24 protein-coding genes are annotated in these 25,413 nt (G+C 50.6%); 3 read left to right on the plus strand and 21 right to left on the minus strand.

The features are described from left to right. Nucleotides 1-8 precede the first annotated feature (8 nt). From H569_RS0107055 to sleB, 6 genes are all read right to left on the minus strand, one after another. Entirely contained in the window at nucleotides 9-1,310 is a 1,302-nt protein-coding gene (locus H569_RS0107055) for a phenylacetate--CoA ligase family protein (protein ID WP_027364425.1), read from the minus strand. Nucleotides 1,311-1,354: 44 nt separating this feature from the next. Continuing rightward, on the minus strand, nucleotides 1,355-2,602 hold the full coding sequence (locus H569_RS0107060; RefSeq protein ID WP_027364426.1) for an aminotransferase class I/II-fold pyridoxal phosphate-dependent enzyme: 1,248 nt from the start codon (nucleotides 2,600-2,602) through the stop codon (nucleotides 1,355-1,357). Next, on the minus strand, nucleotides 2,599-3,090 hold the full coding sequence (locus H569_RS0107065; RefSeq protein WP_027364427.1) for an Lrp/AsnC family transcriptional regulator: 492 nt from the start codon (nucleotides 3,088-3,090) through the stop codon (nucleotides 2,599-2,601). Before H569_RS0107065 ends, H569_RS0107060 begins: the two co-directional genes overlap by 4 nt. Nucleotides 3,091-3,441: 351 nt before the next feature. Further along, complete coding sequence (locus H569_RS0107075) at nucleotides 3,442-4,170, minus strand: SIMPL domain-containing protein (RefSeq protein ID WP_027364428.1); 729 nt, start codon at nucleotides 4,168-4,170, stop codon at nucleotides 3,442-3,444. 186 nt (nucleotides 4,171-4,356) lie between these two features. After that, a complete protein-coding gene (gene ypeB, locus H569_RS0107080) occupies nucleotides 4,357-5,727 on the minus strand; it encodes a germination protein YpeB (protein ID WP_051273397.1) in 1,371 nt (456 codons plus the stop codon). Between the two features lie 89 nt (nucleotides 5,728-5,816). Further along, nucleotides 5,817-6,500, minus strand: a complete 684-nt coding sequence (gene sleB, locus H569_RS0107085) for a spore cortex-lytic enzyme (protein ID WP_238492491.1) — start codon at nucleotides 6,498-6,500, stop codon at nucleotides 5,817-5,819. A gap of 400 nt (nucleotides 6,501-6,900) precedes the next feature. Here sleB and H569_RS19540 point away from each other — a divergent pair, with 400 nt between their 5' ends. Next, on the plus strand, nucleotides 6,901-7,110 hold the full coding sequence (locus H569_RS19540) for a hypothetical protein (RefSeq protein ID WP_051273410.1): 210 nt from the start codon (nucleotides 6,901-6,903) through the stop codon (nucleotides 7,108-7,110). Nucleotides 7,111-7,248: 138 nt separating this feature from the next. Here H569_RS19540 and H569_RS0107100 read toward each other — a convergent pair whose 3' ends face one another. From H569_RS0107100 to H569_RS0107120, 5 genes are all read right to left on the minus strand, one after another. Further along, nucleotides 7,249-8,673, minus strand: a complete 1,425-nt coding sequence (locus H569_RS0107100) for a cobyrinate a,c-diamide synthase (protein ID WP_027364431.1) — start codon at nucleotides 8,671-8,673, stop codon at nucleotides 7,249-7,251. A gap of 280 nt (nucleotides 8,674-8,953) precedes the next feature. After that, the gene (locus H569_RS0107105) at nucleotides 8,954-9,271 is read right to left on the minus strand and encodes a TusE/DsrC/DsvC family sulfur relay protein (RefSeq protein WP_027364432.1); all 318 of its coding nucleotides are present in this window, start codon (nucleotides 9,269-9,271) and stop codon (nucleotides 8,954-8,956) included. Nucleotides 9,272-9,310: 39 nt separating this feature from the next. Next, entirely contained in the window at nucleotides 9,311-10,693 is a 1,383-nt protein-coding gene (locus H569_RS0107110) for a (Fe-S)-binding protein (RefSeq protein ID WP_027364433.1), read from the minus strand. 3 nt (nucleotides 10,694-10,696) lie between these two features. Further along, on the minus strand, nucleotides 10,697-11,521 hold the full coding sequence (locus tag H569_RS0107115) for a respiratory nitrate reductase subunit gamma (RefSeq protein ID WP_027364434.1): 825 nt from the start codon (nucleotides 11,519-11,521) through the stop codon (nucleotides 10,697-10,699). 51 nt (nucleotides 11,522-11,572) lie between these two features. After that, a complete protein-coding gene (locus H569_RS0107120) occupies nucleotides 11,573-11,761 on the minus strand; it encodes an indolepyruvate ferredoxin oxidoreductase subunit alpha (RefSeq protein WP_027364435.1) in 189 nt (62 codons plus the stop codon). 575 nt (nucleotides 11,762-12,336) lie between these two features. Between H569_RS0107120 and H569_RS0107130 the strand changes: the two genes are divergently transcribed. Next, the gene (locus H569_RS0107130) at nucleotides 12,337-12,579 is read left to right on the plus strand and encodes an FmdB family zinc ribbon protein (RefSeq protein WP_027364437.1); all 243 of its coding nucleotides are present in this window, start codon (nucleotides 12,337-12,339) and stop codon (nucleotides 12,577-12,579) included. Between the two features lie 39 nt (nucleotides 12,580-12,618). Then, a complete protein-coding gene (locus H569_RS0107135; RefSeq protein ID WP_027364438.1) occupies nucleotides 12,619-13,761 on the plus strand; it encodes a DVU0298 family protein in 1,143 nt (380 codons plus the stop codon). Between the two features lie 62 nt (nucleotides 13,762-13,823). On the opposite strand, the gene H569_RS0107140 is transcribed toward H569_RS0107135, so the two are convergent. The 10 genes from H569_RS0107140 to murA all read right to left on the minus strand — a co-directional run bounded on the left by H569_RS0107140 (nucleotide 13,824) and on the right by murA (nucleotide 25,405). After that, on the minus strand, nucleotides 13,824-14,447 hold the full coding sequence (locus H569_RS0107140) for a YkgJ family cysteine cluster protein (RefSeq protein ID WP_027364439.1): 624 nt from the start codon (nucleotides 14,445-14,447) through the stop codon (nucleotides 13,824-13,826). Next, nucleotides 14,440-15,069 (minus strand): tetratricopeptide repeat protein, encoded by a 630-nt coding sequence (locus H569_RS0107145; RefSeq protein WP_027364440.1) that lies wholly within the window; start codon nucleotides 15,067-15,069, stop codon nucleotides 14,440-14,442. The genes H569_RS0107140 and H569_RS0107145 overlap by 8 nt, the downstream gene beginning before the upstream one ends. A 177-nt stretch (nucleotides 15,070-15,246) precedes the next feature. Continuing rightward, on the minus strand, nucleotides 15,247-15,480 hold the full coding sequence (locus H569_RS0107150) for a dissimilatory sulfite reductase D family protein (protein WP_027364441.1): 234 nt from the start codon (nucleotides 15,478-15,480) through the stop codon (nucleotides 15,247-15,249). 83 nt (nucleotides 15,481-15,563) lie between these two features. Further along, nucleotides 15,564-16,751 (minus strand): dissimilatory-type sulfite reductase subunit beta, encoded by a 1,188-nt coding sequence (dsrB, locus tag H569_RS0107155; RefSeq protein WP_027364442.1) that lies wholly within the window; start codon nucleotides 16,749-16,751, stop codon nucleotides 15,564-15,566. A gap of 19 nt (nucleotides 16,752-16,770) precedes the next feature. After that, nucleotides 16,771-18,141 (minus strand): dissimilatory-type sulfite reductase subunit alpha, encoded by a 1,371-nt coding sequence (gene dsrA, locus H569_RS0107160; RefSeq protein WP_114679267.1) that lies wholly within the window; start codon nucleotides 18,139-18,141, stop codon nucleotides 16,771-16,773. Nucleotides 18,142-18,804: 663 nt separating this feature from the next. Then, nucleotides 18,805-19,629: an Mrp/NBP35 family ATP-binding protein gene (locus tag H569_RS0107165; RefSeq protein WP_027364444.1), complete on the minus strand. Its 825-nt coding sequence runs from the start codon at nucleotides 19,627-19,629 to the stop codon at nucleotides 18,805-18,807. Nucleotides 19,630-19,788: 159 nt separating this feature from the next. After that, nucleotides 19,789-21,540 (minus strand): aldehyde ferredoxin oxidoreductase family protein, encoded by a 1,752-nt coding sequence (locus H569_RS0107170; RefSeq protein ID WP_027364445.1) that lies wholly within the window; start codon nucleotides 21,538-21,540, stop codon nucleotides 19,789-19,791. 125 nt (nucleotides 21,541-21,665) lie between these two features. Then, nucleotides 21,666-23,345 carry a glutamine--tRNA ligase/YqeY domain fusion protein gene (locus tag H569_RS0107175; RefSeq protein ID WP_027364446.1) on the minus strand — a complete coding sequence of 560 codons (1,680 nt, stop codon included), beginning with the start codon at nucleotides 23,343-23,345 and terminating at the stop codon, nucleotides 21,666-21,668. Between the two features lie 223 nt (nucleotides 23,346-23,568). Beyond that, nucleotides 23,569-24,051, minus strand: a complete 483-nt coding sequence (rlmH, locus tag H569_RS0107180) for a 23S rRNA (pseudouridine(1915)-N(3))-methyltransferase RlmH (protein ID WP_456072954.1) — start codon at nucleotides 24,049-24,051, stop codon at nucleotides 23,569-23,571. Between the two features lie 97 nt (nucleotides 24,052-24,148). Continuing rightward, a complete protein-coding gene (gene murA / locus H569_RS0107185) occupies nucleotides 24,149-25,405 on the minus strand; it encodes a UDP-N-acetylglucosamine 1-carboxyvinyltransferase (RefSeq protein WP_027364448.1) in 1,257 nt (418 codons plus the stop codon). Nucleotides 25,406-25,413 lie beyond the last annotated feature (8 nt).

Below are 25,413 nucleotides of genomic sequence, written 5' to 3' on the forward strand. Positions count from 1 at the left end.
CAATTCTTTTATTCCTTGGGCCGGTTGTCGATAACCCGTTTTATCTTGCCCTCGCTGCGGGCAAGTGAACGCGGCTCTAACAGCCTCACTTTACAATTAATCGACAAAACACTGAATATTTTCTGCCGGATCTTGCTTTCCAGGGCCTCCAAGTCCCGGAAGTGACCGGTAAACATCTCGTCGGTAAGTTCCACCTGGACTTCCATGATATCCAGGTAGCCTTTTTTGTTTACTAAGATTTGATAGTGCGGTGAAAGGCCGTCTATATTCATCAACACGGTTTCAATCTGGGACGGGAATACGTTGACCCCGGATATGATCAGCATGTCATCAGTCCGGCCGCGTATTTTACGCATCCTGGCCAGGGTCCGGCCGCACTCACATTTCTCCTCGTTGATTACAGTTATATCTCTGGTGCGGTAGCGCAGTATGGGCAGGGCCTCCTTGGTCAGCGTGGTTATAACCAGCTCACCCTCTTGCCCCGGCGGCAGCTGCTCACCCGTCTCAGGGTCGATGATTTCCACCAGGAAATGGTCCTCGTTAATGTGCTGGCCGGCAAAATGCAGGCATTCACCGGCCACGCCGGGCCCCATAACTTCACTGAGCCCGTAGTTATCAGTCGCCTTCATGTTCCAGGTGCGCTCCAGCTCAGCCCGCATGCTTTCGGTCCAGGCCTCGGCGCCGAACAGGCCGGTGCGGATGCCCAGGGATGCCGGGTCTATCCCCAGCCCGCGGGCAGTATCGGCCAGGTGCAGGGCATATGAAGGTGTGCCGACCAGGGCGGTGGCCCCGAAGTCCTGCATCAGCATAATCTGCCGGGTGGTATTGCCCACTGAAGCCGGCACCAGCGTTACACCCACTTTTTCCAGCCCGTAGTGCAGGCCGAAGGCGCCGGTAAAAAGCCCGTAGCCGAAGGTGATCTGCACCACGTCCTCGTCCGTAACCCCGGCCATCGTAACCACCCGGGCCACCAGGTTGGACCAGTTCTCCAGGTCCCGGCGGGAGTATCCCACCACGGTTGGCTTGCCGGTGGTGCCGGAGGAGGCGTGCAGCCTGACTATTTGCTTTTTGGGCAAGGCAAACAGCCCGTAAGGGTAGTTATCCCGCAGCGCTGTTTTATCGGTAAAGGGCAGCCTGGTTACATCAGCCAGCGACTGAATGTCCCCCGGCAGGACTCCGGCCCTGTCCAGGGCCTGACGATAAAACGGGACCCTTTCGTAAACCCGGGTCACCGTCTCTTTCAGTCTTTTTAATTGCAGGGAGCGCAGTTCCTCCCTGTCCATACATTCATGTTGAGGGTCCCAAATCATAAGTTTTCCACTTCCTTGTCCCTATATAAACAATAGCTTTGATTCTATAAAGTTTGACAAATTCCTTCTTGCCGGGCGGCTGATATTTGAGACGGGGCCGAGATCACCCGCGGGCGCACCCCGCAGCGCCGGACAAAACGAGCCATCCGGCGGAACGCTTCGCTCAGATCATCTATGGAGGCGGCGTAAGAAACCCTTACAAACCCCTCACCAGACTTTCCGAAGGCGTTACCCGGGACAAGGGCCACCTGCTCCTGTTTAAGCAGTTCTTCGGCAAATTGTTCAGAGCTCAAGCCGGTAACCGATACCTGGGGAAAGGCATAAAAAGCCCCGCCGGGTTCAAAACACGGCACACCCATATCTTTAAAGGCCTGAACCACCAGGTGCCGCCTGCGGTTATAATGTTCAACCATGCGGCGCATGCCGGCCCTGCCGTTTTTAAGGGCCTCCAGAGCTGCCATTTGCCCGGTTATCGGAGTGCATAGCATGGAATACTGGTGAATTTTAGTCATGGCCCCAATAAAATCAGGGTTGCCGGCAGCGTAGCCAACCCGCCAGCCCGTCATGGCGTAAGCTTTGCTGAAGCCGTTCAGCAGTATGGTGCGCTCCTGCATACCCGGCAGTGAGGACATGCAGGTATGCTGCCCGACATAAGTAAGCCGGTCGTATATCTCGTCGGAAATAACCACCAGGTCGTGCTCCACTGCAACTTCAGCTATCCTGGCCAGTTCCTCCCGCTCCATAACGGCGCCGGTGGGGTTGTTGGGATAGCATAGCAGCAGCACCCTGGTATTAGGAGTTATGGCCGCCCGGACCTGGTCGGCGGATATTTGGAAGCCGTTATCCAGGCTGGTGGGTAAAAACACGGGTTTGCCTCCGGCCAGCGTAGTGCAGGGCGCGTAGGATACATATGAAGGTTCGGGAATTAAAACTTCGTCCCCGGGCTGTAACAGCGCCCGCATGGCCAGATCCAGCGCCTCACTGACGCCCACGGTAATTAGAATTTCGTTACGCGGGTTGTATTGAACGTTGTAGGTGTTTTGAAGTTCTGCGGCAACTGCCTCCCGCAGCTCCAAAAGGCCCCAGTTGGAGGTATACATGGTATAGCCTTTTTCCAGGGAATAAATACATGCCTCCCGAATGTGCCAGGGAGTGACGAAATCGGGCTCACCCACGCCCAGCGAGATTACGCCTTTCATTTCCGCTACCAGGTCGAAGAATTTTCTTATACCCGAAGGCGGGATGTTTTGCACCGCCGGATTAATTCTTTGCGCCCATTTACTCATCGTCATGGTGATATCACCAGCCTCCTGTCTTCTTCACCATCTTCCATAATTACCCCGTCTTGTTTATAGGCTTTAAGCACAAAATGGGTGGTCGTGCTGACTACTCCCTCAATGGTGGCCAGCTTGGTTGAAACGAAATTGGAAATTTCCCTCATGCTGCGCCCTTCCAAAAAAACGGCCAGGTCATAGGTACCGCTCATCAGGCGCATGCTGCGAACCTCAGGGAAACGGTAAATGCGTTCAGCCACTGCATCAAAGCCAACATCCCTCTGAGGGGTGATGCGAACCTCAATCAGGGCGCTAACTTTTTCTTCCCCAACTTTCTCCCAGTTAACAAGCGTAATGTACCCGAGTATCGCTTTTCTGTCTTCCAGCTCCCTGATTATTCTTTTGATTTCTGCAGCATCGGCATTAAGCATAACCGCTATTTCTTCTGCCGTAAGCCTGGCGTTGTTTTCCAGAAGCTCCAGTACTTCCTTTTCCACATTGTTCATGTAATCACCCCTTTCAGTTAAAAATAAAAAACCCCGTCCTTAAAAAGGGACGAGGTATGTATTGTTCTCGCGGTACCACCCTACTTGACCGGCCCCAAATACGGCACGGACCTCTCAAACCCTTTAACGGCGGCAAACCGGCACGGCATACTTTCCAGCAAGGATTTCAACCGGCAGCTCCGGGGCGGCACGGGGGCATCAAACCCGCCGGGCTTGCACTACCCCCGGCTCGCTGGCTGATCTTACAGCACCCTTCTTCCCCATCGTTGCTTTTGCTTTTACATGAATACGGTTATTGTAGCACGGGGCATCAGGGGTGTCAACAATTAACCGGTCAATTGACAGTGGTATTTATTGAAACAGGTAGGTTATATCAGCACTGGCCTTGATTTCGGCCAGGCCGGGACTGATCGGGGTTGGCGCGCCGGCTCCGCCAGTGCCGGCCATCTTATTATCGTAGTAGATTACGGGCGGGGGCGCATTATCATACCAGCCGCCGGTGGCTGATTTTATGCCCGCAATCTTTTTGCCCAGCGCTGCGGCTATTATTTCAGCTTTGGACCTGGCATCTTCTACAGCCTGGCGAAGGGCCCGGGCTTTAAGCTCTTTGCCGCCTTCATAGTAAAACTGAATGTTTTGGACCTGGTTGATACCGTTTTGAACCGCTAGGTCGATAACTTTCCCTGTTGAATTGATGTTCCTGACTGTCACCGTTATTTCATTCCGGACCTCGTAGCCGGTTATCCTTGGCGCTTTATTTTCTTCGTAAACATATTTGGGATTAAGGTTATAACCCGAAGTGACCAAGTCATTCTGGCTAATTCCGCTGTTTTTTAGGGCAGCCAAAACTTTATTGACTATGGTGGCGTTCCGGGTTTGCGCCGCACCGGCCTCAGTTGCCTCGGTGATAACGGCAAAGCTTACTTCAGCCGTATTGGGGGCGACTTTTACTGTGCCGCTGCCGCTAACGGTTATTACGTTGTCCGGTGCGCCGTTATCCTCTGCAAAAGCGGCGGCGCTGAAGGAAAAAAGAACCAGTGCTGTTAATAAAGCAACCAGCAAACTCTTTGTCCTTTTCACAAAAAAACCTCCTTTGAAATATGTTTTTAAGTATATTTAGCCGGCCTCGAAACCCCCTCTTAGGTAGGACTTAATATTAAGACGTTACATTTTTTAATTTGTTCCTCCAAAGTAAAAAATAAGGGGTCGGGCTTAACCTATTGAAATAAGTTAATAGGTAAGCCCGACCCGATTTGTTTTACTGTTTTACATTGTCAGCAGGCCGTTATTTGTGTCCAGCAGTCGAAGCACTTTTTCTTCTTTGCCATCAATGGCATTGATATATACCAGGTAGGAATCCCCTCCAAGGGTGCCTTTAAACTCCCAGGTAAGTTTTTCTCTGTTTGCATCCAGTGGAATTAGAGCCAGACGCCCGCTGCCCTCCACTTTTAAACTGCCGCTTACCAGTTTTCGCGCCTGCATTTCGTTTAACTTTGGCCGGGGCAGCCGGCGGTTATAATGAGACGTCAGATACCCCCTGGCGTCCATACCGACAACCTGGCCATTATCAAGAGCAACGGTTACTTTTACCAGGTCGGGATAGATGATAACTCCCCCCTGGTTTAGCGCAAAATTAAAGGTAACTGCATTGTCATTGGTTTGATAATAGCTGGGTTTAAAATTTTTATAGCCATGGCTTTCAAGATATGACTGAGCCCTTGACCGCGCTTTTGTAATTGTCCAGCTGGAATTATTAATGCTGCGCGGGTTTAGCATCCAGATCAGGTGGCCTCCCTTTTTGGAAACATCTACGACAACAGGCTCACCGGCAACCTTACCGTTTTTGCGCCGGGCTATTTCCACGCGATATGCAGGAATATTGCTCTCCACGGTCCCTGTAACCTGGGCGATGGGATTTTCGCCACCCTTATTGTCATAATGATTAAGCGCTATGGTTCTGGCCCGATCCCGGTTCACCTCCTGGCCGGTAACACCCCTGGCGCCGGCACGCTCCAGATGATCCGAAAAAGGCCCGTCATAAATTAAAGTAGGATATCCGTACATCTGCCGGTCGATGGCCTGAAAGTTGGGACCGGCAAGCTTGGAGCCTTCCCTGGCCAGGCGGCGGGAGCCGTTAACGGCCAGATCGCTAAAGGTATATTTGCCGTCCATTATACCGGCGTGAATTGTCCCCAGCTCTTTGTTTAAACTGGATACCTGGTTATACAGGTTATTAAGCGTTCCTAACTGATCGGGGCTGACAGGCTTCCCCCCGGCCACTTGCTGTGAAAGCATGCGGGAGTAATCACCAAGCTGGGTAATAAATTTTACCGTACGCCCCAAAAGTTCATCACCGACGGGTAATTGAGTCAGGTTATCCATTGCCTGATTGCTTTCCGTCCATATTTGGTCGAATAACCGCTGGTTGTTAGCCACCCCGGCCGATACAAGACTTTTGCCAAGTAAAACCTCTGTATTTTGAACATGGTAAGCTGCGTTGTAAAATGCCCTCTGGTAATTATTAGCCAGTGCAGTCTGCAGCATCTTCTTAGTTTGGTTTTGCTGGTACCCCCAGTATCCCAGGCCAAACGCTGCAAATGCCGCAATACCAATTATTGCCATCCACTTTTTAATCATTCGAAGCTGCCCCCTTACACTGTACCGGAAGAGTTATCATTTACTTTATTTTCATCCTTCTGCTGGTGCTACAATAGCGGCATGATGGTCTATCTGGCGAAAACATGCCGGCCAATGGTGGTAATAATTTGCCGGCCCCAGATCCACGGGCTTACAGTTTTGGAGGGATTCCAAAAAAATAATGCCCCTCCGGAAGGATCCGACCCCGCCATGGCCTCCCTTGCCGCCCTAAGGGATTCCTTGGTCAATGGACGGTTGATCTGGCCGTTTGAAACCGACTCAAAGGCTCCGGGCTGAAATATCACCCCGGCAATGGTATCCGGAAAGGAAGCGCTCCTCACCCTGTTTAGGATTACCGCTCCCACGGCAAGCTTACCGTAATAAGATTCATCTGCCGCTTCCCCTTCAATAACCCTGGCCAAAAGCGCAACATCCCGCGACTCTTCGACAAATCCCCTGTCGGCGTACGTTCCGGCAGGCTGGGCGGCGAGCCTGCCGGCAGTATCACTGTAACCCAATGCTGCCCATGTATCGGGGCCAACCACACCATCAGCACTAAGCCCGTTTTTCCGCTGAAAATCTATAACGGCTTTGTAGGTTGCGGAACCGTAAGTCCCATCCGCCCAGCCATGATAGTAGCCCCATTGACTCAATTTTTGCTGCAGCACGTAGACGTCATTGCCGCTGCTCCCCCAATAGAGGGTTTTCTTTTGGGCGTAAGCCTTTACGTCATTATGCATGACCAGAGCTGTTGTAAAAACCAGTAGCGCCATTAGCAGTAAAGGCAACATCCTGGTGATGATTTTCCGGTTATACAAGAACTGGCACCCCCAGAATTTTTTTTAATAGTTTCTCATAAAAATACAAAACCTATGTGCCAAGGAAAACATTTTGTATTGAGGCAAGGATTTACAGTAGAGACCGAGAATAGATTATATATAAGGAGTCGGAAGTCAGGAGTCAGAATGAAGACCGGGAGCATTGGTGGATTCCGGCTGTTGATTTCCGAATACTTGAACAGAGTCAGTATTCAGCATAAAAGGACAACTTTTAAGCTCGTATGGTATTCTGAATTCCGACTACTGATTTCTGACTACTTTCAAGGGGGTAAGTGTTCTGTTCAGCAATAATATAGACGTGGACGGTTTTGTCAAAGAGAGGCAAAGTGAAATTATGCAGCTTGTAAATAAGGCTTTAAACCGGGCCGGTGATATTGTAAAAGAAAAGGTTTCTTCCGGCGAGGTGGAGGCAACTATTCAGGATGTGCTTCCTCTACTGCTTTACGAGGTGCTTGTAACCAATACCGTATCAACGCTGCGCCTCGTGGCTGAAATGATTGATTTTAAACCGGCCGGAGCAGGCGGCAACAGGGTGGGACATTAAATTGGGAGTGAATTAGGTGAATATCAAAACCATTGGGTTTTTGGCATTTTTGGCCATTGGAGGAGTTGCAGCCTTCATCTACGGGGCGTATTACGAATACCGCAAAAAAAATCGCCGGTAATCTCCTACCGGCAATTTTTACACCCGGCCGGGGCTGCGTTCCGCCCCGGCTGCCACCAGTTTTTCCGCCCACCCGGGGGTGGCAACTGAATGCAGGTGGGTATAACAGGCAAGTACATTTTTGTATATCAGACCATCGTGTTTTCCGTCCAATCCAAAGCCCCTGGTAACCTTAAAGGCAAATTGCACCTTATCCCGGTCCAGGTTTTCCACCTTTGAATGGTGAAATTCGTGTCCTTGTATATGTTCCCCTTTATTAAAATAAGGATTGCTGTTTTCCACTGCCAGGGAAATATACCCGTGCCCTTGCGGCTTGTCCGTCACGCTGACGTCAAAGGGCAGGATACCTGTCATTTCATGTTCTTGCCCATGCCATTTCAGCTTTCTGCCCAGGTACATCAGCCCGCCGCACTCCGCATAAACAGGCAGTCCGTTTTCGACCATCTCCTGCAAACTCTTCTTCAAACCTGAGTTTGCAGCCAAGTCGGAAGCAAACATTTCAGGAAAACCCCCTCCGATGTAAGCCGCGTCAACCTCGGGCATGCATTCGTCCTGGATGGCGTTTACCGGCACAAGCTCCGCCCCCGCGGCAGCCAAAGCTTCAAGATTTTCCGGATAATAAAAAGTAAACGCACGGTCTAAAAATACCGCCACCCTTGCAATGGGCTGTTCTGGTTTTAACGCGGCAAGTCCCTTGCCGCTCAATACAGGTGTATTAAGCCGCGGTTGGCTTACCTCAAAGGGTTTGGCTTGACGTGCAATTTCGATAATTGACTGCAGATCCAGATATTTCCCCGCGTCCTCTCCGGCTGCTTCGACAGCAGTTGCCAGCTCATCGCTCTCCGCGGCCGGAATCAGGCCCAGGTGGCGGTCGGGGATGCTGAATTGTTTGCCCTTGGGGATAACCCCCAGCACGGGAATCCCACAGTAGCGTTCTATGGCCGCGCGAAGCATTTGCTCATGGCGCGGGCGGGCCACTTTGTTTAAGATAACGCCCGCAATTTTGATTTCAGGGTCAAAATGCATGTAGCCGGAAACCATGGCCGCCACGCTACGGGTCATCCTGGTGGTGTCCACCACCAGCATCACCGGTGCCCCGATCGCCTTGGCGATTTCCGCCGTGCTCCCGCTGCCTTCAAGGTCCACACCGTCGTACAGGCCCATGGCTCCTTCAACAACTGCCATACCGGCGTCAAGGGCGCCGCGGGCAAAGGAGGCGCGAATGGCGTCGCGGTCCATCAGATAACTGTCCAGATTCCGGCAGGGCCGCCCGGTGATCCTGGTCATCCAGCTGGGATCAATAAAGTCAGGACCCTTTTTATATGGTTGTACACAATAGCCGGCTGCCTTTAAAGCTGACAGCAGCCCTATCGTAACGGTCGTCTTGCCCGATCGACCGTGCGGAGCCGCCACCACCAGCCGGGGTACACTGCATATATGCATCTCATCCATCGCCTTCCTTTACCAGTTGGGGACATACCTCCGACCCCAAGTATATTGGGGACATACCGACCCATAAACTACGACCCCAAAGAGGAGGTGTGTCCCCTTTCCTCTGCCCCCCAAAGAGGAGGTGTGTCCCCTTTCCTTATTAAAAATAACAGGCACGGTTGTCCCGGCGCGTTGCGCGCGCCGGGTCTGCCCTGTGCCTGAATTTTAACAGGTTTATTCAACTACTTGCAAGTTACCCTCAACTTTTTTAGCACCCTGGTCGCCGGCGTTATTACACACAGCCGGTAGGCTTGGGCAAGCCGGCGAGTTTACAAGCTCCTTTAGCCGGCCCGGAAGGGAAAAGATCATAGATGTATTTCAAACTGCAGCCCGTTTCCTTGCATAGTTTACGAACCATGGGCGCAATATGATATTGTTTGAAATAATCCCGCAGGTAGTTAATAATCTTCCAGTGGTCATCGGTTAGCTCGGTTATACCTTCAGAGGCTGCAAGCGCCCTGGCAACGTCCTCGTTCCAAAGGTCGGGAACGATCATGAAGCCGTCTTCATCGAATTCTATTTCTACTCCATTGATAATAATACCGGGCATACCTAAATACACCTCCATCCACCGGCTAACAGTATACCATTACTTCCAAACCAACGCCTTGCCGACCAGGTCGACCAGACCCTTAACCTCAACGCCCAGTTCATGCTCTTCCACCATCGGGTACAGTTGAGCCTTGCAAATAGAGCACGGAGCGCAAAGGATGCCGTCACCGTTTTTGCCAACTCCGGTGGCGCGCACCTGCTCCGCCTTCTTCTGGCTGAGCAGAATCCGGCGCTGGTACATTTCCGGGTCGTCGAACAGGATCGCCGAGCCGCCGCCGCAGCAGAAATTATCCATACCATGGGGTGTCATTTCCCTGAAGTCGGTGGTTACCGCACGGATAATTGTCCGCATATTCTCATTCAAGCCGCAGGCCCGGACGTAGTTGCACGGGTCATGCAGGGTGACCGGCTTGGAGTTTTTAGAAGGATCCAGCTTCAGTTCCTTATTGCGAATCATATTAGCAATTTCGTCGTGAATGTGGACGATAGGCCAGCGCACCGGCCTGTCGGCCAGCGACGGAATATACATCTTGGCAGCCCGCCAGCCGTGACCGCACTCGCCCCAGACGATCTTTTTGATGCCCAGTTCCTGGGCCGCGTTCAGCAGGCGCATTACGTTGCCGCGCTGGGTCCAGTACTGGTCAAACAGCAATCCGAAGTTACCTGCCTCGGTTACGGTACTGGGAATGGTCCAGTTCGCTCCGATATAGGTAAAGAACATACCCGCACCCATCAGGGTATACGGGTTCAGCAGGAAGTCCGCCGAGGAGGGAATATACATGATGTCGGAATCAGGCTTGTCAACGGGAAACTCAACTTCCACGCCGAATTCGTCCATGATTTCCTCGGACATGAATTCCAGGGTGTCCACAATACCGGGTTTGGGCAGGTTGGTGTGGTTACCAACCCTCTCCATGGCGGCGCCCACACTGGCGTGCAGCTTGGGTGTAATACCCAGCCAGTGCAATAACTGGCGGCCGATAAAGGTTACCTCGCAAGTGTCGATACCGAACGGGCACACGTGCGCGCACCGGCGGCACTGGCTGCACTGGTAAAAATAAGAATACCACTGTTCGATAACATCGAGGCTGATATCCTCGGCGCCAACCAGCTTGCCGAACCAGCGTCCCTCAAGGGTAAAATACCGCTTGTAGATTTTACGGATCAGTTCAGCCCTGTTGGTCGGTATATTGTTGGGGTCCCTGGTGCCAAGATAGGTGTGGCAGTTTTCCGCGCACTGCCCGCACTTGGTGCAGGACTCCATCGCCATAACAAAGGAACGGAACTTTTTCCGGATCTGATCCAAGTATTCAATCGCCTTTTCAGGCTTTAATTCATCAGGCACGGGCTCAATGTGAATTTTTCGCATTTCTTCCAACGTTGCCCGGACAGGTTGCACCATGCCCTTATATTCAGGCATAACTTACACCCCCTCTTCTGCGGCATCCGAAGGCAGTCCAATACCGGCCGCACGGGCCGCCGCTACATCGACATTGGGTAAACCGGGGGCGGGATCCTTGTAGACCCGGTTGACGATCCAGCGCTCGGCAAACATACCGAACAGGTGCATCAGCTTGCTGAATGGGAATACGATGAGTAAGATTTGAACCAGTAAAAAGTGAACAAGGAAAAAACCGTTATTCAGCAGTTCCATGCCAACCACCGGCTTAAATAAGGCCAGTGCAACAATATAATCACGCACCAATTGGTATTCAACGCCGAATGACTGTTCAAACAGACGCATGATGTCGCCCACACCGACCAACACCAGCAGGTAAATCAACCACAGATTGTCGCTGGGCTTTGTAACCTGTTTCACTTTAGTCAGGGTCAAACGCCTGATTAATAAATAAAGCAGGCATAAAAACAGCAGAATACCAAAAGTAGTGCCCAGCAGGTTGGACATTTCCTTACTCAATTCCGGACTAATACCCAGACCCGGGATCAGTGCAAACTGTTCACCCAGAAAACCGAAGCCGACTATATGCCCGCCGAGAACATTCAGCAAGGCAAAATGCATTAAGAAGGCGCCGGCCCACAAAGCCAGGTCAAACCGGAACAGGTTACGGAACAGGAAAGCTTCCGAACCTATTCTTACGGCAACTTGACCATTGGTCTGGAGCCAGGGCGACAGGGTGATGTTATGGATAATGCGCGCCCCGGCCCAGCGGCCTAAACGGTAAAGTATTCCCAGAGTAAACAGCGTAACGGTAATGTACGGAAGAATTTGTCCAATTAGTAATTTCACTCGCACACCTCCCTCGGAGCATAAGCCCTGAGCCAACTAGTTAGATAACTATTAAGACTCTTCCACTTTCACTGCGCCGCTGGGGCATACGGACATGCAAGTTTCACAACCCAGGCAGTCATCCAGTTCGCCGGTCACCTGAGCCTTGCCATCCACCATTTCCAAGATGGAGGCCGGGCAGTTGTCGGCGCATTCACCGCAACCTTCACAGATGTCCTGGTTAATGGTCACCACGTACATTATGTTCACCTCCTTAAAACAAATGGTCTTACTTTTGACGGCAGGCAACCCGTCCCACAAGAAATCTCCTCTCCGGAGCAGGTTGCACAGCTGTTAAAAATACGGTTAGACCGTATAAATCCTTATACCATATTCGTTATCTGCGAAATTATTCCTTCAGGAAAAGCATAACAAACACTGTTTTTTTTCAGGATTGTGCTAAAAGTCGTTGATTTTAATACAATTTTTAACATATCCAGACAAAAAATCTTCGTTCCGGTAGGCCGGAAAAGGAGCCGCCACCTGTAGATTAGCATGTCATTAATCAGCCTGTCAACGATCACATTATACCAGCCGTGGATTAAGGAAAGGGGACGGCGCCAGTTCGGTTTGACGCGCCTGTTTACGTGCTGATATAATAGGGAAAGGGGACACACCTCCTCTTTTGGGATAAGCGGTCAGGGGACACACCTCCGCTTTAGAGTCAAGGCTTTTTGGTCGGAGGTATGTCCCCAATGTATGAAAGGGGACACATCTCTTCGAGGAATGTCCCCAACGACTGAAAAGGAATACAAAGACACGAGGAAGTGAAGGACATGCCTATTTTTGAATTCCGGTGCCTTAAATGTGGTAAGATTTTTGAAAAGCTATTTATCATCGGGTCCCGTGAAGAGGTTGAAATCAAGTGTCCCGAGTGTGGTTCGGAGTCTTTCGAGCGTGTTATCAGCAAAACCAACTATGCTATGGGACAGGGGGGAGGCAGCAAGCCAAAGGTAACCACAAAATCATGCAGCTCCGGCAACAGTTGCACCTCCTTTGAAATTCCGGGTCCGGAATAAAGATTATTTCAATTCAGAATTGCGAGGCGCGTAAAAACAATGCATAATAATCCCAGCAGGGGACAACAATTCGCAGGCAGGAACAGCAAGGTTAAGCCCAGATGTCCTTTCTGCGGCCTGCCCATTAGCAGGCCGCAGGAACTGGAAGTGCACAGGCCGGGTGAAATGCCGGTAGGTTCCTGTTCCTGCGGTGCTGTATATGCCTATGACGCCACGGGCCATAACCTGGGGGCGGCCTTTTCCGAAGCCCTTGTTTTCGGGTGCAATATGGACTGGGACCTGGCCTGGAACCTGCTGCCCGAAGAAGATTACCTGGAAGCCCTGGTTGAAAACTATGATCTTGAAAGCAATTACATTATACCTGCAGGCTCGTTCGAAGGCAGGCGCATTTCCGGAGCGCTTTATTTTATCAGACTTCATAACGATATCAGGGAAGCAACGGGTGAAGCAGTGCAAAGAAGGCTGGACAAAGTCAGACAGGTGGTGGCCAAACCGGAGCCTGTCCCCGGGGCTTATGCTAAAAAGAGTTTCACCAAGAAGGACGTTGAAAAGTGGGTGGCTGATTACCAGCTTGAAACCATTGTTGAGGTTGCGGGCCGGGATAAGCGAATTCTGCGGGATTTACAGCGCTTGCTTTACTCGGCGGACGAATTAACCAGGCATAGGGCGGCGAGCGCACTTGGCAGGGCATCCAGAGTGGTTGTCGAAAAAGACCCGGGCGCTGTATCCGACCTGCTGCAAAAAATATTTACTTCTGTTGCGGGCGCTGATTACGGCTCCTCCAACTGGGGCGCCATTGATGCCATCGGTGAGATAATTGCTAATTCGCCCGATTTATTTGCCGGGTATATTCCCACCATGTACCAGTTTATGAATGACCGGGAACTGAGGCCAAGGGTGCTGCGGTCCATTGCCAGAATAGCGGAAGCTAAACCGGAACTGATTCAAAAATCCTTGGGTTATTTTACCGGCTTTCTTCAGGTGGCCGAGCCTGAAACAAGGGGATACGCAGCCTGGTTGACGGGTAAATTGCTTACTTCCAAATCAGCGCCTGGAACAAAAGAAGCAATGGAGGCACTTAAGCGCATCACTGAAGATAATAACCCGGTGCGCATTTATCAAAACGGCAATGCTCATGAGAAAACTGTCGGCCAGTTGGCAGCAGAAGCGCTTGGGCAGTAACCAAAACATTAAGGCACTCTTTTTTCTCCCCCGGGCAACCGGGAAAATAAGAGTGCCTTTTACTATTGTTGGGTTTCCACCCGGGGGGCTGTAATAGCCCTGGCCATGCTAACCAATAACCCGGCCTGATCCAAATCGGATTCCCCCACCTTTTGCAGGTAATCTTTGGACAGCTGGAAGAGTTCACGGTAAATTTTATCCAGGTCGAAAGCCGGGTAGGCCTTGCCTTTTTCAAAGCCGGCCTTCCAGCAGGCGTGAATTTTTCCGCCAATAATTGTCGGAATGCCATAAACCCGGCAGGTAACGGGGCGGTGGGCATAAATAGCACACTTTTGCTGATCGTTCAGCATTGGACATCTAATCCTCTGCGTAGCCATGATTTCATTTATTTTCCCCGTGTCGTCACCGCACGCGCGAATTTTTTCCTGCATTGCAGCCAGTGATTTTTCAAATTCTTCCAATCTTGAGGTTATTTCCTTTCGGGCCGGCTCACCAAGCTCGTGAAACCGGTAGTTCAGATAGGCCGACTCAACGGGAAACAGCCCGAACACCGCACTGCAGCAGTCGGAGCACTGTACTTTACATTTAACGCAGTCGCCGTAGCTTTGCTGCATTGCATTAAAAGATTCCTCCGCTTGAGCGGCCAGCAGCTCGTATTTCTCAAAAATGTCGCTTAGTTTATCCATTTTTTCGATATTGCTCCAGTTCTTTAATAAATTCGGGATGGGGCTTAAAGCCCAATTCGACAGCTTTGTCGAGAAGTGTCAGGGCTTTTGCAAAATCTTCTTTTAGGTAATAGGCATAAGCAAGATTATTATACGCCAGCGCGAAACCGGGCGCCAATTCAACCAGTTTATGCCCGGTTGCAATGGCCTGGTCCAAATCACCTTTTTGTAAATAGGCGTTCACCAGGTTGCTCCAAGCCTGGGCGATATCCGGGTTTAATTCGATGGATTTTTCCAGCGCTTTTATCGCCTCGTCCGTTTTGGCCAGCTGCAGATAGGCAAACCCCAGGTTGGCGTAACCACGGGCATATCTCGGTTCTATTTCCACCGCTTTCCGATTGGCCTGGATTACTTTTTCCATATCCCCCAGCTTAAAATAAATATAGCCCAGGTTTACGCAGGCTTCAAACATTCTGCCGCTGTTATTGATCGCTTCTTCAAAAAACCCTATGGCCTCATTAAACTTACCCTGCTGCATCAAGGCAACGCCCAGGTTGTACTGGGCATTGGCACACTCAGGGTTCTCATTAAGCATGTCTATTTGTTCTTTGATAAATTCAGTCGATTCCTGCGGGGTTTTCATAACATCTGCCTCTCATTTTCATGTATTCAGAATTCAGTAGTCAGAATTCAGAATACTTCGAGAAAACGATGTTTCCTCATTCCGACTTCCGACATCTGACTCCTGAGTAGTTACTTGGATTTTAAACAAAGAGAGGCCGCCGTCCCAAGGGCAGCAACCTCTCCATTGCCACGCGGTTTATTCCGGGTCTTCGGTCATGCCTCTTCCCTTTAATCCGTACATAGTGCTGCTGCCGGTGGAAAAGTAGATCAATGTCCCGTCGTTGATTAAAGCTGTGCAGGCCTTTTTAATGTCTCTCATTTTGGCATCCGGCACAACTTTTTGCACGGCTTTCTCTATGTCTTTAAAGTAGAACTTGGTTTTTTTGCTGGATTCGGCAAACTCAACAATGGCCTTTTTAATTTCGTCCATATTAGCATCTCCTTTTAAATACAGGGACAGCCCTGCGGAAATAGCCGGCAGGTCTGTCCCCATATCTTAATTCTCAGGTAATATTAGTCTATCCCGCCGGCTGCTTTTGATACATTCCAGGCAGCGTCGGTGTATTTAAACTGAGTGCTGGTGCGCCAGGTGTCATAAGCCAGGCGGTAGTCGTCGATAAGGTGCTCGGTGAATTCCAGACCGGTCTTCTCGAAGAATTTTTCCCAGCCGATACGCTCGGCCCAGTCGCCCAGGCGTTCGTATTTGTTGGCGCCCTGTGCGTAAGCGTTAAGGATTTTCTTAACGTTTTCGACCACTTCCGGGAACCTCGGGAAGTTGTTCGGCAACCAGGGCACAACAACTTTGGAGAACTTGGGCATGCTGATCCGGTTGGAAATTTTACCGCCGGCCAGGATGGTCACGCCGTCGCCCTCTTTGTCGGAAAGCGGCAGGGCCTGGCACATGGTGTAGCAGTTACCGCAGAACATGCAGCGGTCTTGCTTGATCTTGACTGTTTTTCCGCCTTCCGGCGTCTTGTCCGGGGAAATGGCTCCCAGCGGGCAAGCAGCGATGGCCAGCGGAATTTCGCAAACCTTGTCAATAACCTCATGGTCAATGATGGGGGGTTTGCGGTGGTAACCCAGCAAAGCGATGTCCGAGCAGTGCACGGCACCGCACATGTTCAGGCAGCAAGCCATGGAGACCCTGACTTTGGCAGGCAGGTTCATGCCCTGGAATTCTTCAAACAGTGCGTCCGCGATGGACTTAACCATTGAAGAGGCGTCGGTTGCCGGAGTATGGCAGTGGATGTAACCCTGGGTGTGCACGATGTTGGTTACACCGGCGCCTGTCCCGCCGATGGGGAACTTAAAGCTGCCGCCGGGGAATTTACGGCCTTGCAGGTCTTTTTTCAGGGCATCCAATTTGGCTTCACTGTCAACCAGGAACTCAATGTTGTTCCGGGTGGTGAAACGAACATAGCCGTCACAGTACTTGTCGGCGATCTCACAAATTTCACGAACGTGCTGCACGGTCATGAAACGGGCGGCGCCGCACCTTACTGTAAATACTTTTTCTCCTGTTTCAGAAACGTGTACTAATACACCCGGCTCCAAGACATCATGATAGGCCCATTTGCCATAGTTATTTTGGATGACAGGAGGGAAATACTGCCAGAAATGTCTGGGGCCCAGGTCTGTAAGCCTGTTTTTTTGCGGGTCCTTAGGATCGTATTTACCGAGTCTTTCTAAAGATAAAGCCATTACACTAACCTCCTATCCCTTATCTCTTATGTCTGGTCCGATATTCTTTAATATCACGTGTCCAACCGCCGGGTACGTCTTCTTCTTTCCACAATACGTACGGGTTTTCACGCGGGGTCTTGACCATATGCGGCGCAGGCGGCAGTTCCATGATTTCCAGGAACTTGGGCAGGCCAAAGCGCTGCATCAGTTCGCCCAGACGTTCGCGGTTCTTGCCTTCTTCCATCCAGAATTCCCATACTTTTTCAATAAATTCTTTGATATTGTCGTACGGGGCTTCTGCTTTCATGAAAGGAACAATCAAAGTGGCCATTTGGGCGCCTTCCAGAATGGGCGCTTTTGCTCCCAACAGAATGCTGACACCGGTATCCGTACCGGGTTTTAAAGCCCTGGGCATGGTGTTGATGCAGTGCATGCAGCGAACACACTCGGCGTTGTCGATCGTCAGTACGCCGTCTTCATATTTCATGCACTTGGAGGGGCACAGATCGAGAACTTCTTTCTGCAGATCGAATTTACCCCAGTCTCTTCCGGCATGGGCGCCGGCGTTGGGAATAAAGTCACCGGCAATGTAACCTTTTACTGCATCCTGGTCGATACGAATATCGTCTCTCCAGGTTCCGATGAAGGACATATCGGAACGGGCGATGGAAGCAACGCAGCCGTTGGGGCAACCATCGAATTTAAACTTGAACTTGTAGGGGAAAGCCGGGCGGTGCAGCTCATCCTGGTAGTATTGGGTCAATTCATAGCACAGGTCCTGGGTATCATAGCAGGCAAATTCGCAGCGTGCCTTACCGATACAGCAGGAAGGTGTACGCAGGTTGGAGCCGGACCCCCCGATATCCTGACCGAGTTCATGGGTTAGTTCAAAGAAAATAGGTTCCAACTGTTCGGTTGTGGTTCCCAGTAATACCAGGTCACCGGTGGAGCCGTGCAGGTTCATCATACCGCTGCCCCTGTATTCCCACATGTCGCAGACGGTCCTCAGGAAATCCGAGTTATAAAACTTACTGGCCGGCTGGTTGACGCGAACGGTGTGGAAGTGGGCAATGGAAGGATATTTTTCCGGCAGGTCGGAATAACGACCGATAACGCCGCCGCCATAACCGAACACACCGACGATACCGCCGTGTTTCCAGTGAGTTTCACCATCGTCAAAAGATACCTGGAGCTGGCCAAGCATATCTTCAATAACGTCACGATCAATCAACATCCTGTCATCGGCAAGTTTCCGCCGGTGCAGGGCACCCTGTTTGGCATCGGACACAAAGCTGGGCCACGGGCCTTTTTCCAGTTCTTCCAGGTCGGGAATATCATGTTTAATTTTGAAGTTTTTCAGTTCTTCTTCTGTATAATTGTTCAGTTCTTCGTCGGAGTAAATACGCATTTCGGCGTATTTTATTTCCTTTTGTTCGTTCTTAGGTTCAAATAAAGCCAACTGCAATACCTCCTTTGGTTAAGTACAAGTTATAGACCAAAGATTTCCGTTAACGGGTAGTTTACCTAACTCCACCCCCTTCCGAAATTTAATGGCTCTTAAAAAATCATATTGATATACATCCGGAGTCAGTTAATCAACCCCGTTGTAATTCCGCACCCACAGCTGTACCATGATTGATCATGCAACCAACTTGTGAGTCAATTAGATTACATGCTGTAAGGTACAGGCCACAAGGACACGAAAAACTCAGCACCGTTACTCGCCTTTAAAACCGTTGTCCCGGGCTAAGAACCATCGCTCTCCTTTTCCGTATACGTATGCTATTCGTTACAATTCGCATTATTCCTTCCCGTATTATTATTTTTTGTGGGATTTGGCACAAAAAAATTAGGACTGTTACAAAGCTTGTCTTATTTATTTTAACCAATTGGCCCGAAACAGTCCACAGGTGATAGCTGGCATTGTTTAAGTATTCTAAGAGGAAAGGGGACACACCCCCTCAATGGGGTCGCCGGAGGTATGTCCCCTATGATACAATAGTTAGCTGTCATTGCGAGCGTAGCGAAGCAATCTCATCTTGTGGTTACTTCAGCCAAACAGATGCCCGGTTCAATTGTTAATAATTTGATCAAGGCCCTTAAAAACAGCCGGCTCGTATTGCTCCACCCGCCCGGCATCGCATAATTCGGCCAGCACAGGGTCAACCGGCAGCCTTTCCAACAGGCGCAAACCCATACCGGCAGCCAGCGCGCCGGCATGGCTCTCACCAAAAATATTGATCTCTTTACCGCAGTCCGGGCAGCGCAAATAACTCATATTCTCAACAAAGCCGTAAACAGGCACATTCATTTTACCGGCCATGTGAACAGCTTTTCTAACCACCATATTGGCCAATTCCTGCGGCGAGGTGACAATTATAACGCCGTTTAGCGGCAGGGATTGCATTACGGTAAGCGGAACATCACCCGTTCCCGGGGGCATGTCCACCATCAGATAATCGAGCTCACCCCAGGCCACTTCGGTCCAGAATTGTTTTACCACCCCCGCAATAATTGGCCCACGCCAGATAACCGGCTGATCTTCTCTTTCCAGCAACAGGTTTATCGACATAACTTTGATGCCACCGCCGGTAGTGACGGGGTACAGCATTTCTTCGTCCCGGTCCGGGCGCTTACCGCTAATACCAAACATCTTGGGAATGCTGGGACCGGTTATATCAGCATCCATAATCCCCACTTTATAGCCGGCACGGCTTAAACTGATCGCCGCCAGGCCCGTGACGGCTGATTTGCCCACCCCGCCTTTGCCGCTCATAATCGCTATAACCTTTTTAATTTTGCTTTTTGCATTTACCGGCAGTGTTTCAACCCCGCATTTATCAGGGGAACAACCTTCTGATTTTTGATTGCACGAACTGCACTTGTCTGTTGCCATTTGCTATCTCTCCCTTTGCATATGGACTAATAAAGCATCCGTCAGTACTACAGCGAATATTGCTTATTTTCGCTGTAGTACTAGTATTCTCGCTTTATATCCCGCTTCCTTCAATATTTATTTTTAACAGGCCGGTCACGCCAGAGCCGTTTTTTAGTTTTAACCCAGCATATTGAATTGCTCGTTCATACGATCCATTTCTTCCGGTGGAATATCGAAAACCGTGTTATGGGGCGGCAGCGGCTCCTTGCGGAAAAATTCGGGCAGCCTGTCGTGGGCCGGGGTGAAGCCGGCGCGCCGGTTGAATTCTCTCTCAACGCGCAGCACCTGGCGACCCATCTCCATTATGTCCTCCATGGAATGGTTATCACCGTTCTTGGCATTCCAAATATCAAGCACCGTCGGCCACCCGTCAGGGTTGTCCAGCAGGGCAAAGGCAACAAATATGCAAAGGCCCATGCTGTCCAGCGCCGCAGTGGCAACCTGCAGGTTAACTGAAAGCTCCACCTGGCCTTCAGCTTTGAGCGGGTCAACGTAGCCGCCGGTTTTTAATACGTTCATGGTTACGGCATATCCGGCGGTATGATCGGCGCCCATGGTGGTCATGGCGTATGTCGCGCCTATCCCTTTAACCGCACGGGGGTCGTAGGCCGGCAGGTGCTGGCCCTTAACGGTGGCCACCCTGGTGACGCCGTAGGTTTTGCCAACGGTATCGGCGCCCTGGCCGATAATATGGCCCAGTGGCGTATCTCTGCCCACTTCCTCCAGCAGATTGATCGCCGCCCGGCCGTCACCAAACGGGATGATGCCCGCCTCCATGGCTACTCCCAGCGCGCCCCCCGCTTCAATGGTGTCAAGCCCGAGATCATTGCAGATCCGGTTTAGCTTGGCCACCACATCAAGATCGTCAATCTCCAGGTTTGCGCCCAAAGCCCAGGCTGTCTCGTATTCAATGGGTGAACAAAGAGCTTCGCCGTTTTCATCGGGGTAAATATTGGAGCAGCGAATGACGCAGCCAGGATGACAGTTATGCGTTGGCGTCCCCACACCACCCCTGGCCTTGGCGCGGGCCGACAATTCCTCGCCGCTGATCTTGCCGGCGCCCTCAAAGCGCCCGTAGCGGAAGTTCCTGGTGGGCAGGGCGCCGGCCTCGTTAATAATATTCATCAGCACGTTGGTGCCGTACAACGGCAGCCCTTCACCGCTGACGGGGTGCTCGCGAAGAATTTTGGCAAACTTTTTGGACGCCTCACTGTATTTCTCTTTATCGGCAACCGGCGCATCAAAGGTTTTACCCGTGTCTACAACGACAGCTTTGAGCTTTTTAGAGCCCATCACGGCTCCCAGGCCACCGCGACCGGCAAACCTGCCAGGTCCTCCTTCGGGGTCGTTGCAGGAAATACCCGCGTTGGCCATTTTGCGTTCGCCGGCCGGGCCGGTACAAATACAATAAACTTTCTCATGATAGCGGCCTCGTATCCTGCTATTAAACTCATAAGTGCCAAGGCCGGCAAATTCCCCCGCAGGCTCCAACCTGGCGCCCGCATCGGAAATATGCAGCAGGTGATACTCATCACCTTTTGGCATTCCTTCCACAATTATGGACTTGTAGCCGAGGCTGGCCAGCTTGTGGGCCAGCGGTGTGCCTGCGTTTGCTTCCTTAATGCCGCCGGTGAGCGGGCTTTTAGCGCCAAAAGAAAGCCTGCCGGAATTGGGGCACTTTGTGCCGGATAGAATTCCGGGAGCGATAATTAGCTTGTTGCCTTCGCCCAAAGGATGGCAGGTCGCATCGACTTCGTCCAACAAAATGCGCGAGGTCAACCCGCGCCCACCCAGGTCCTTATATGCCTCCGGTACTTTCTCTTCCTTAACAGTTAAATCCGACATATTGACCCGTAATATTTTTTCCATACTCAACACCACCGTTTGATTCAATTTCAGTATATATTTCCATGATTTTTAATTTTTCATACCAGCCACACCAAATGTAACGTTTTTACAAATAAAAAAACCCTTTCACAACGAAAGGGCCGGGATTATGAGCCCGCATTCTTTCCTGCAATTTTAGCCCATGAATCCTTTAACGATACGATTCGGTTAAAAACCAATCCACTTTCTGAAGAATCCCTATCAACACAGAAATAACCCTGCCTGAGAAACTGGAAACGGGTTCCGGGCTTGGCCCCGGCAAATTCAGGCTCAACATAACACTCATTTAGAACTTCCAGCGAATTTGGATTTAAATTGCTGGTAAAATCTTCGTCTTCTTCCGGGTTATCTTTCAAGAATAAGTGGTCATACAAACGAACTTCCGCCTTGATTGCATGTTCCGCCGAAACCCAGTGCAGCGTCCCCTTTACCTTGCGCGAATCTGCGGAAGAACCACTGCGTGTTTCCGGGTCATAGGTGCAGTGCAGCTCAATAATTGCACCTGTTTGTTCATCCTTGACCACCCGCTCGCACTTAATGATATAAGCATGCTTTAGGCGGACTTCCTTGCCGGGTGAGAGGCGGAAGAACTTTTTCGGCGGGTCTTCCATAAAGTCGTCCCGCTCAATATAAATTACGCGGGAGAAGGGAACCCGGCGTGTCCCCATATCCGGGTTTTCGGGATTATTTTGGGCATCCAGCATTTCCACCCGGTCCCCGGGGTAATTGTCAATAATTACTTTAAGCGGGCGCAATACGGCCATGACCCGCGGGGCCCGTAGGTTTAAATCCTCCCTGATGCAGTGCTCCAGGTAAGCTATATCCACGACGCTGTTTGCTTTAGCCACCCCAATGCGCTCGCAGAAATCACGTATCGACTCGGGCGTATAGCCGCGCCGACGCAGGCCGGATATGGTTGGCATCCTGGGGTCGTCCCACCCGCTGACATACCCTTTCTCAACCAGATGCCTCAGCTTTCTTTTACTCATTACGGTATGGCTTAAATTCAACCTGGCAAATTCAATTTGCTGAGGAGGATTCTTTATATTAACCGCCTCCAGCACCCAGTCATAAAGGGGCCGGTGGTCCTCAAATTCACAGGTGCAAATGGAATGGGTAATCCCCTCAATGGCGTCGGAAAGCGGGTGAGCGTAGTCATACATCGGGTAGATGCACCATTTATCGCCTGTGCGATGGTGCGTAGCCCGCATAATACGGTAAATAACGGGGTCGCGCAAATTCAAATTGGGCGATGCCATATCAATTTTAGCCCGCAATACTTTGCTGCCGTCTGCAAACTCACCGGCCCGCATTCTTTCAAACAGATCCAGGTTTTCTTCCACCGAACGGCTGCGGTATGGGCTTTCCTTCCCGGGCTGAGTCAAAGTGCCCCGGTACAGTCTGATTTCATCCGGGCTTAAATCACAAACGTAGGCCTTGCCGGCTTTAATCAGCTGAACTGCATATTCATAAAGACGTTCAAAATAATCGGATGCGTAAAACAACCGGTCGCCCCAGTCGAAGCCAAGCCACCTTACGTCTTCTTTAATGGAATCCACGTATTCCACTTCTTCTTTGCTCGGGTTTGTATCGTCAAATCTCAGGTTACACAGGCCACCATAAAGTAACGCTGTTCCGAAGTTTAAGCATATAGATTTAGCGTGTCCAATATGTAAGTACCCGTTCGGCTCGGGTGGAAACCTGGTATGAACACGGTCATATTTCTTGCTTCGCAGATGTTCTTCAATAATATTATGAATAAAATTACCTGTTTTTGCAGTTGTCATTACAAAATGCTCCCTCTTTATATTTGGTTTATATTGGGGACCACCTTTGGCCCTAAAGTCCCGGCCCCCAAGAAAAGGTGTGTCTCCTTTCCTCGTTTTTCCATATATTGCCCAAAAATCTATAAAATAATTATTTTTTATTCTACAGGAGAAACCGGCACAAAACAATATTTCCTAAAATTTTTGCTTGCACAATGTAGCATATTACCTTGTTATCGTGACATTACTTGTGGTACGGCTCATTTCTCAATATTCTGAAAGCACGGTAAATCTGTTCAAGCAAAATTACTCGCATAAGCTGGTGTGGAAAGGTCATTTGGGAGAATGACAACCGCCAATCTGCCCGCTGCAATGCTTCACCCGGCAGGCCCAAAGTACCTCCGATGAGAAATGTAATATCGCTTTGCCCGTCAAGGGCCAGTTTTTCCATACGGGCAGCCAGGCCTTCTGAAGATACCTGTTCACCCTGCACATCCAGGGCTATGACATATGAGCCGCCCCGAACCTGCCTGGCCATCCGCTGCCATTCCCTAACTTTGATGTTGTCCTCTTCTGTTATTGATAAACCTTCAGCAAAGCCCTCGCCGGGCGTTTCTTTCAATTCCAGACGGCAGTATGACCGCAGTCGCTTTGCATATTCCCCAACGGCTTCCCGCCAGTGTTTTTCTTTTAATTTCCCAACAGCAAGCACGGTTATCTTCAGCATTTTCCACCTTCCAAAAAAATCTCACCTAAATAAAATAACACCCCTGGAATAATTTAATCAACTCCACAGGTGTTATGTTAAATCTAATCACTGCCGCTTATAATCTTTCAACCTGAACTCCCAACCTTGTTAGCTTTTCTTCCAGGCGGTCATACCCCCGGTCAATAAAATAAGCATTGGAGATAATTGTTTTCCCCCGGGCAATTAAGCCGGCTATCACCAGTGACGCACCGGCCCGCAGGTCAGTGGCCCTGACACTGGTTCCTTGCAATCCCTTGACCCCTTCAATTACGGCCATGCGGCCCTCCACTTTGATCCGGGCACCCATCCTTTTAAGTTCGTCGGCAATCTGGAAACGGTTCTCAAATATATTCTCAATAATCACACTGGTACCCTCAACAATTGAAAGAAACGCCATCATTTGTGACTGCATATCCGTGGGAAATCCGGGATAAGGTAATGTTTTTATATCAACAGGATGCAATTTGCCATTGCCTTTAACCACCAGGTTGTCTCCTTCCTCTGCCACATAAATCCCGGCCTCACGCAGTTTAGCACAGATAGGTTCAACATGAGGAGGGATGATGTTTTCAAGTACCAGGTGGCCCCGGGTGGCAGCAGCCGCAACCATGAATGTGCCGGCTTCTATCCGATCAGGAATGACAGCGTAACGGACACATCCCCCAAGTTCCTTTACCCCTTCAATTTTAATTATATCAGTACCGGCGCCGCGCACCTTGGCCCCCAGGCAGTTAAGGAAATTTGCCAGGTCCACTATTTCAGGTTCTTTAGCCACGTTTTCCAGCACTGTTTGTCCTTCAGCCAAACAGGCGGCCATCATAATATTCTCTGTTGCCCCCACGCTGGGAAAATCAAGGTAAACACGGGCGCCCTTCAGCCGGCCGCGGGTTTTTCCCAGGACAAACCCGCCGTCAAAACTGATATCCGCCCCAAGAGAGGACAACCCCTTGAAATGCAGATCCATCGGCCTAATACCAATGTTGCAGCCGCCGGGAAGGGAAACCCTGGCACAACCAAACCTGGCCAGCAGAGGCCCCAGCAATAAATTCGATGCTCTTAGTTTTTTTACCAAATCGCAAGGCGGGTCTGCCGCTGTTTTAGCCGGTGCAATTATTCTCAGAGAGGAATCATCCACCCAGGCAACCGCCGCACCTAAACACCTGATAATATCCAGCATAACCCGTACATCATTGATGTCCGGAATGTTTTCCAGCAGCACCTCTTCGCCAGCCATGATCGAGGCGCTCAAAATAGCCAGCGCCGCGTTCTTAGCCCCACTGATGCGAACTCTCCCACTTAATGGCTTGCCCCCGCATATAACAAGCTTCTCCATTTAAGACA

The organism is Desulfotruncus alcoholivorax DSM 16058 (assembly GCF_000430885.1).
Classification (GTDB): Bacteria; Bacillota; Desulfotomaculia; order Desulfotomaculales; family Desulfallaceae; genus Desulfotruncus; species Desulfotruncus alcoholivorax.

Bases quoted from the DNA above. Each gene is read 5' to 3' on its own strand.
- H569_RS0107055 (WP_027364425.1), bottom strand. From the start codon at position 1,310: ATGATTTGGGACCCTCAACATGAATGTATGGACAGGGAGGAACTGCGC.
- H569_RS0107060 (WP_027364426.1), bottom strand. From the start codon at position 2,602: ATGACGATGAGTAAATGGGCGCAAAGAATTAATCCGGCGGTGCAAAAC.
- H569_RS0107065 (WP_027364427.1), bottom strand. From the start codon at position 3,090: ATGAACAATGTGGAAAAGGAAGTACTGGAGCTTCTGGAAAACAACGCC.
- ypeB (WP_051273397.1), bottom strand. From the start codon at position 5,727: ATGATTAAAAAGTGGATGGCAATAATTGGTATTGCGGCATTTGCAGCG.
- sleB (WP_238492491.1), bottom strand. From the start codon at position 6,500: ATGGCGCTACTGGTTTTTACAACAGCTCTGGTCATGCATAATGACGTA.
- H569_RS19540 (WP_051273410.1), top strand. From the start codon at position 6,901: ATGCAGCTTGTAAATAAGGCTTTAAACCGGGCCGGTGATATTGTAAAA.
- H569_RS0107100 (WP_027364431.1), bottom strand. From the start codon at position 8,673: ATGCATATATGCAGTGTACCCCGGCTGGTGGTGGCGGCTCCGCACGGT.
- H569_RS0107105 (WP_027364432.1), bottom strand. From the start codon at position 9,271: ATGCCCGGTATTATTATCAATGGAGTAGAAATAGAATTCGATGAAGAC.
- H569_RS0107110 (WP_027364433.1), bottom strand. From the start codon at position 10,693: ATGCCTGAATATAAGGGCATGGTGCAACCTGTCCGGGCAACGTTGGAA.
- H569_RS0107120 (WP_027364435.1), bottom strand. From the start codon at position 11,761: ATGTACGTGGTGACCATTAACCAGGACATCTGTGAAGGTTGCGGTGAA.
- H569_RS0107130 (WP_027364437.1), top strand. From the start codon at position 12,337: ATGCCTATTTTTGAATTCCGGTGCCTTAAATGTGGTAAGATTTTTGAA.
- H569_RS0107135 (WP_027364438.1), top strand. From the start codon at position 12,619: ATGCATAATAATCCCAGCAGGGGACAACAATTCGCAGGCAGGAACAGC.
- H569_RS0107140 (WP_027364439.1), bottom strand. From the start codon at position 14,447: ATGGATAAACTAAGCGACATTTTTGAGAAATACGAGCTGCTGGCCGCT.
- H569_RS0107145 (WP_027364440.1), bottom strand. From the start codon at position 15,069: ATGAAAACCCCGCAGGAATCGACTGAATTTATCAAAGAACAAATAGAC.
- H569_RS0107150 (WP_027364441.1), bottom strand. From the start codon at position 15,480: ATGGACGAAATTAAAAAGGCCATTGTTGAGTTTGCCGAATCCAGCAAA.
- dsrB (WP_027364442.1), bottom strand. From the start codon at position 16,751: ATGGCTTTATCTTTAGAAAGACTCGGTAAATACGATCCTAAGGACCCG.
- dsrA (WP_114679267.1), bottom strand. From the start codon at position 18,141: ATGCGTATTTACTCCGACGAAGAACTGAACAATTATACAGAAGAAGAA.
- H569_RS0107165 (WP_027364444.1), bottom strand. From the start codon at position 19,629: ATGGCAACAGACAAGTGCAGTTCGTGCAATCAAAAATCAGAAGGTTGT.
- H569_RS0107170 (WP_027364445.1), bottom strand. From the start codon at position 21,540: ATGGAAAAAATATTACGGGTCAATATGTCGGATTTAACTGTTAAGGAA.
- H569_RS0107175 (WP_027364446.1), bottom strand. From the start codon at position 23,345: ATGACAACTGCAAAAACAGGTAATTTTATTCATAATATTATTGAAGAA.
- rlmH (WP_456072954.1), bottom strand. From the start codon at position 24,051: ATGCTGAAGATAACCGTGCTTGCTGTTGGGAAATTAAAAGAAAAACAC.
- murA (WP_027364448.1), bottom strand. From the start codon at position 25,405: ATGGAGAAGCTTGTTATATGCGGGGGCAAGCCATTAAGTGGGAGAGTT.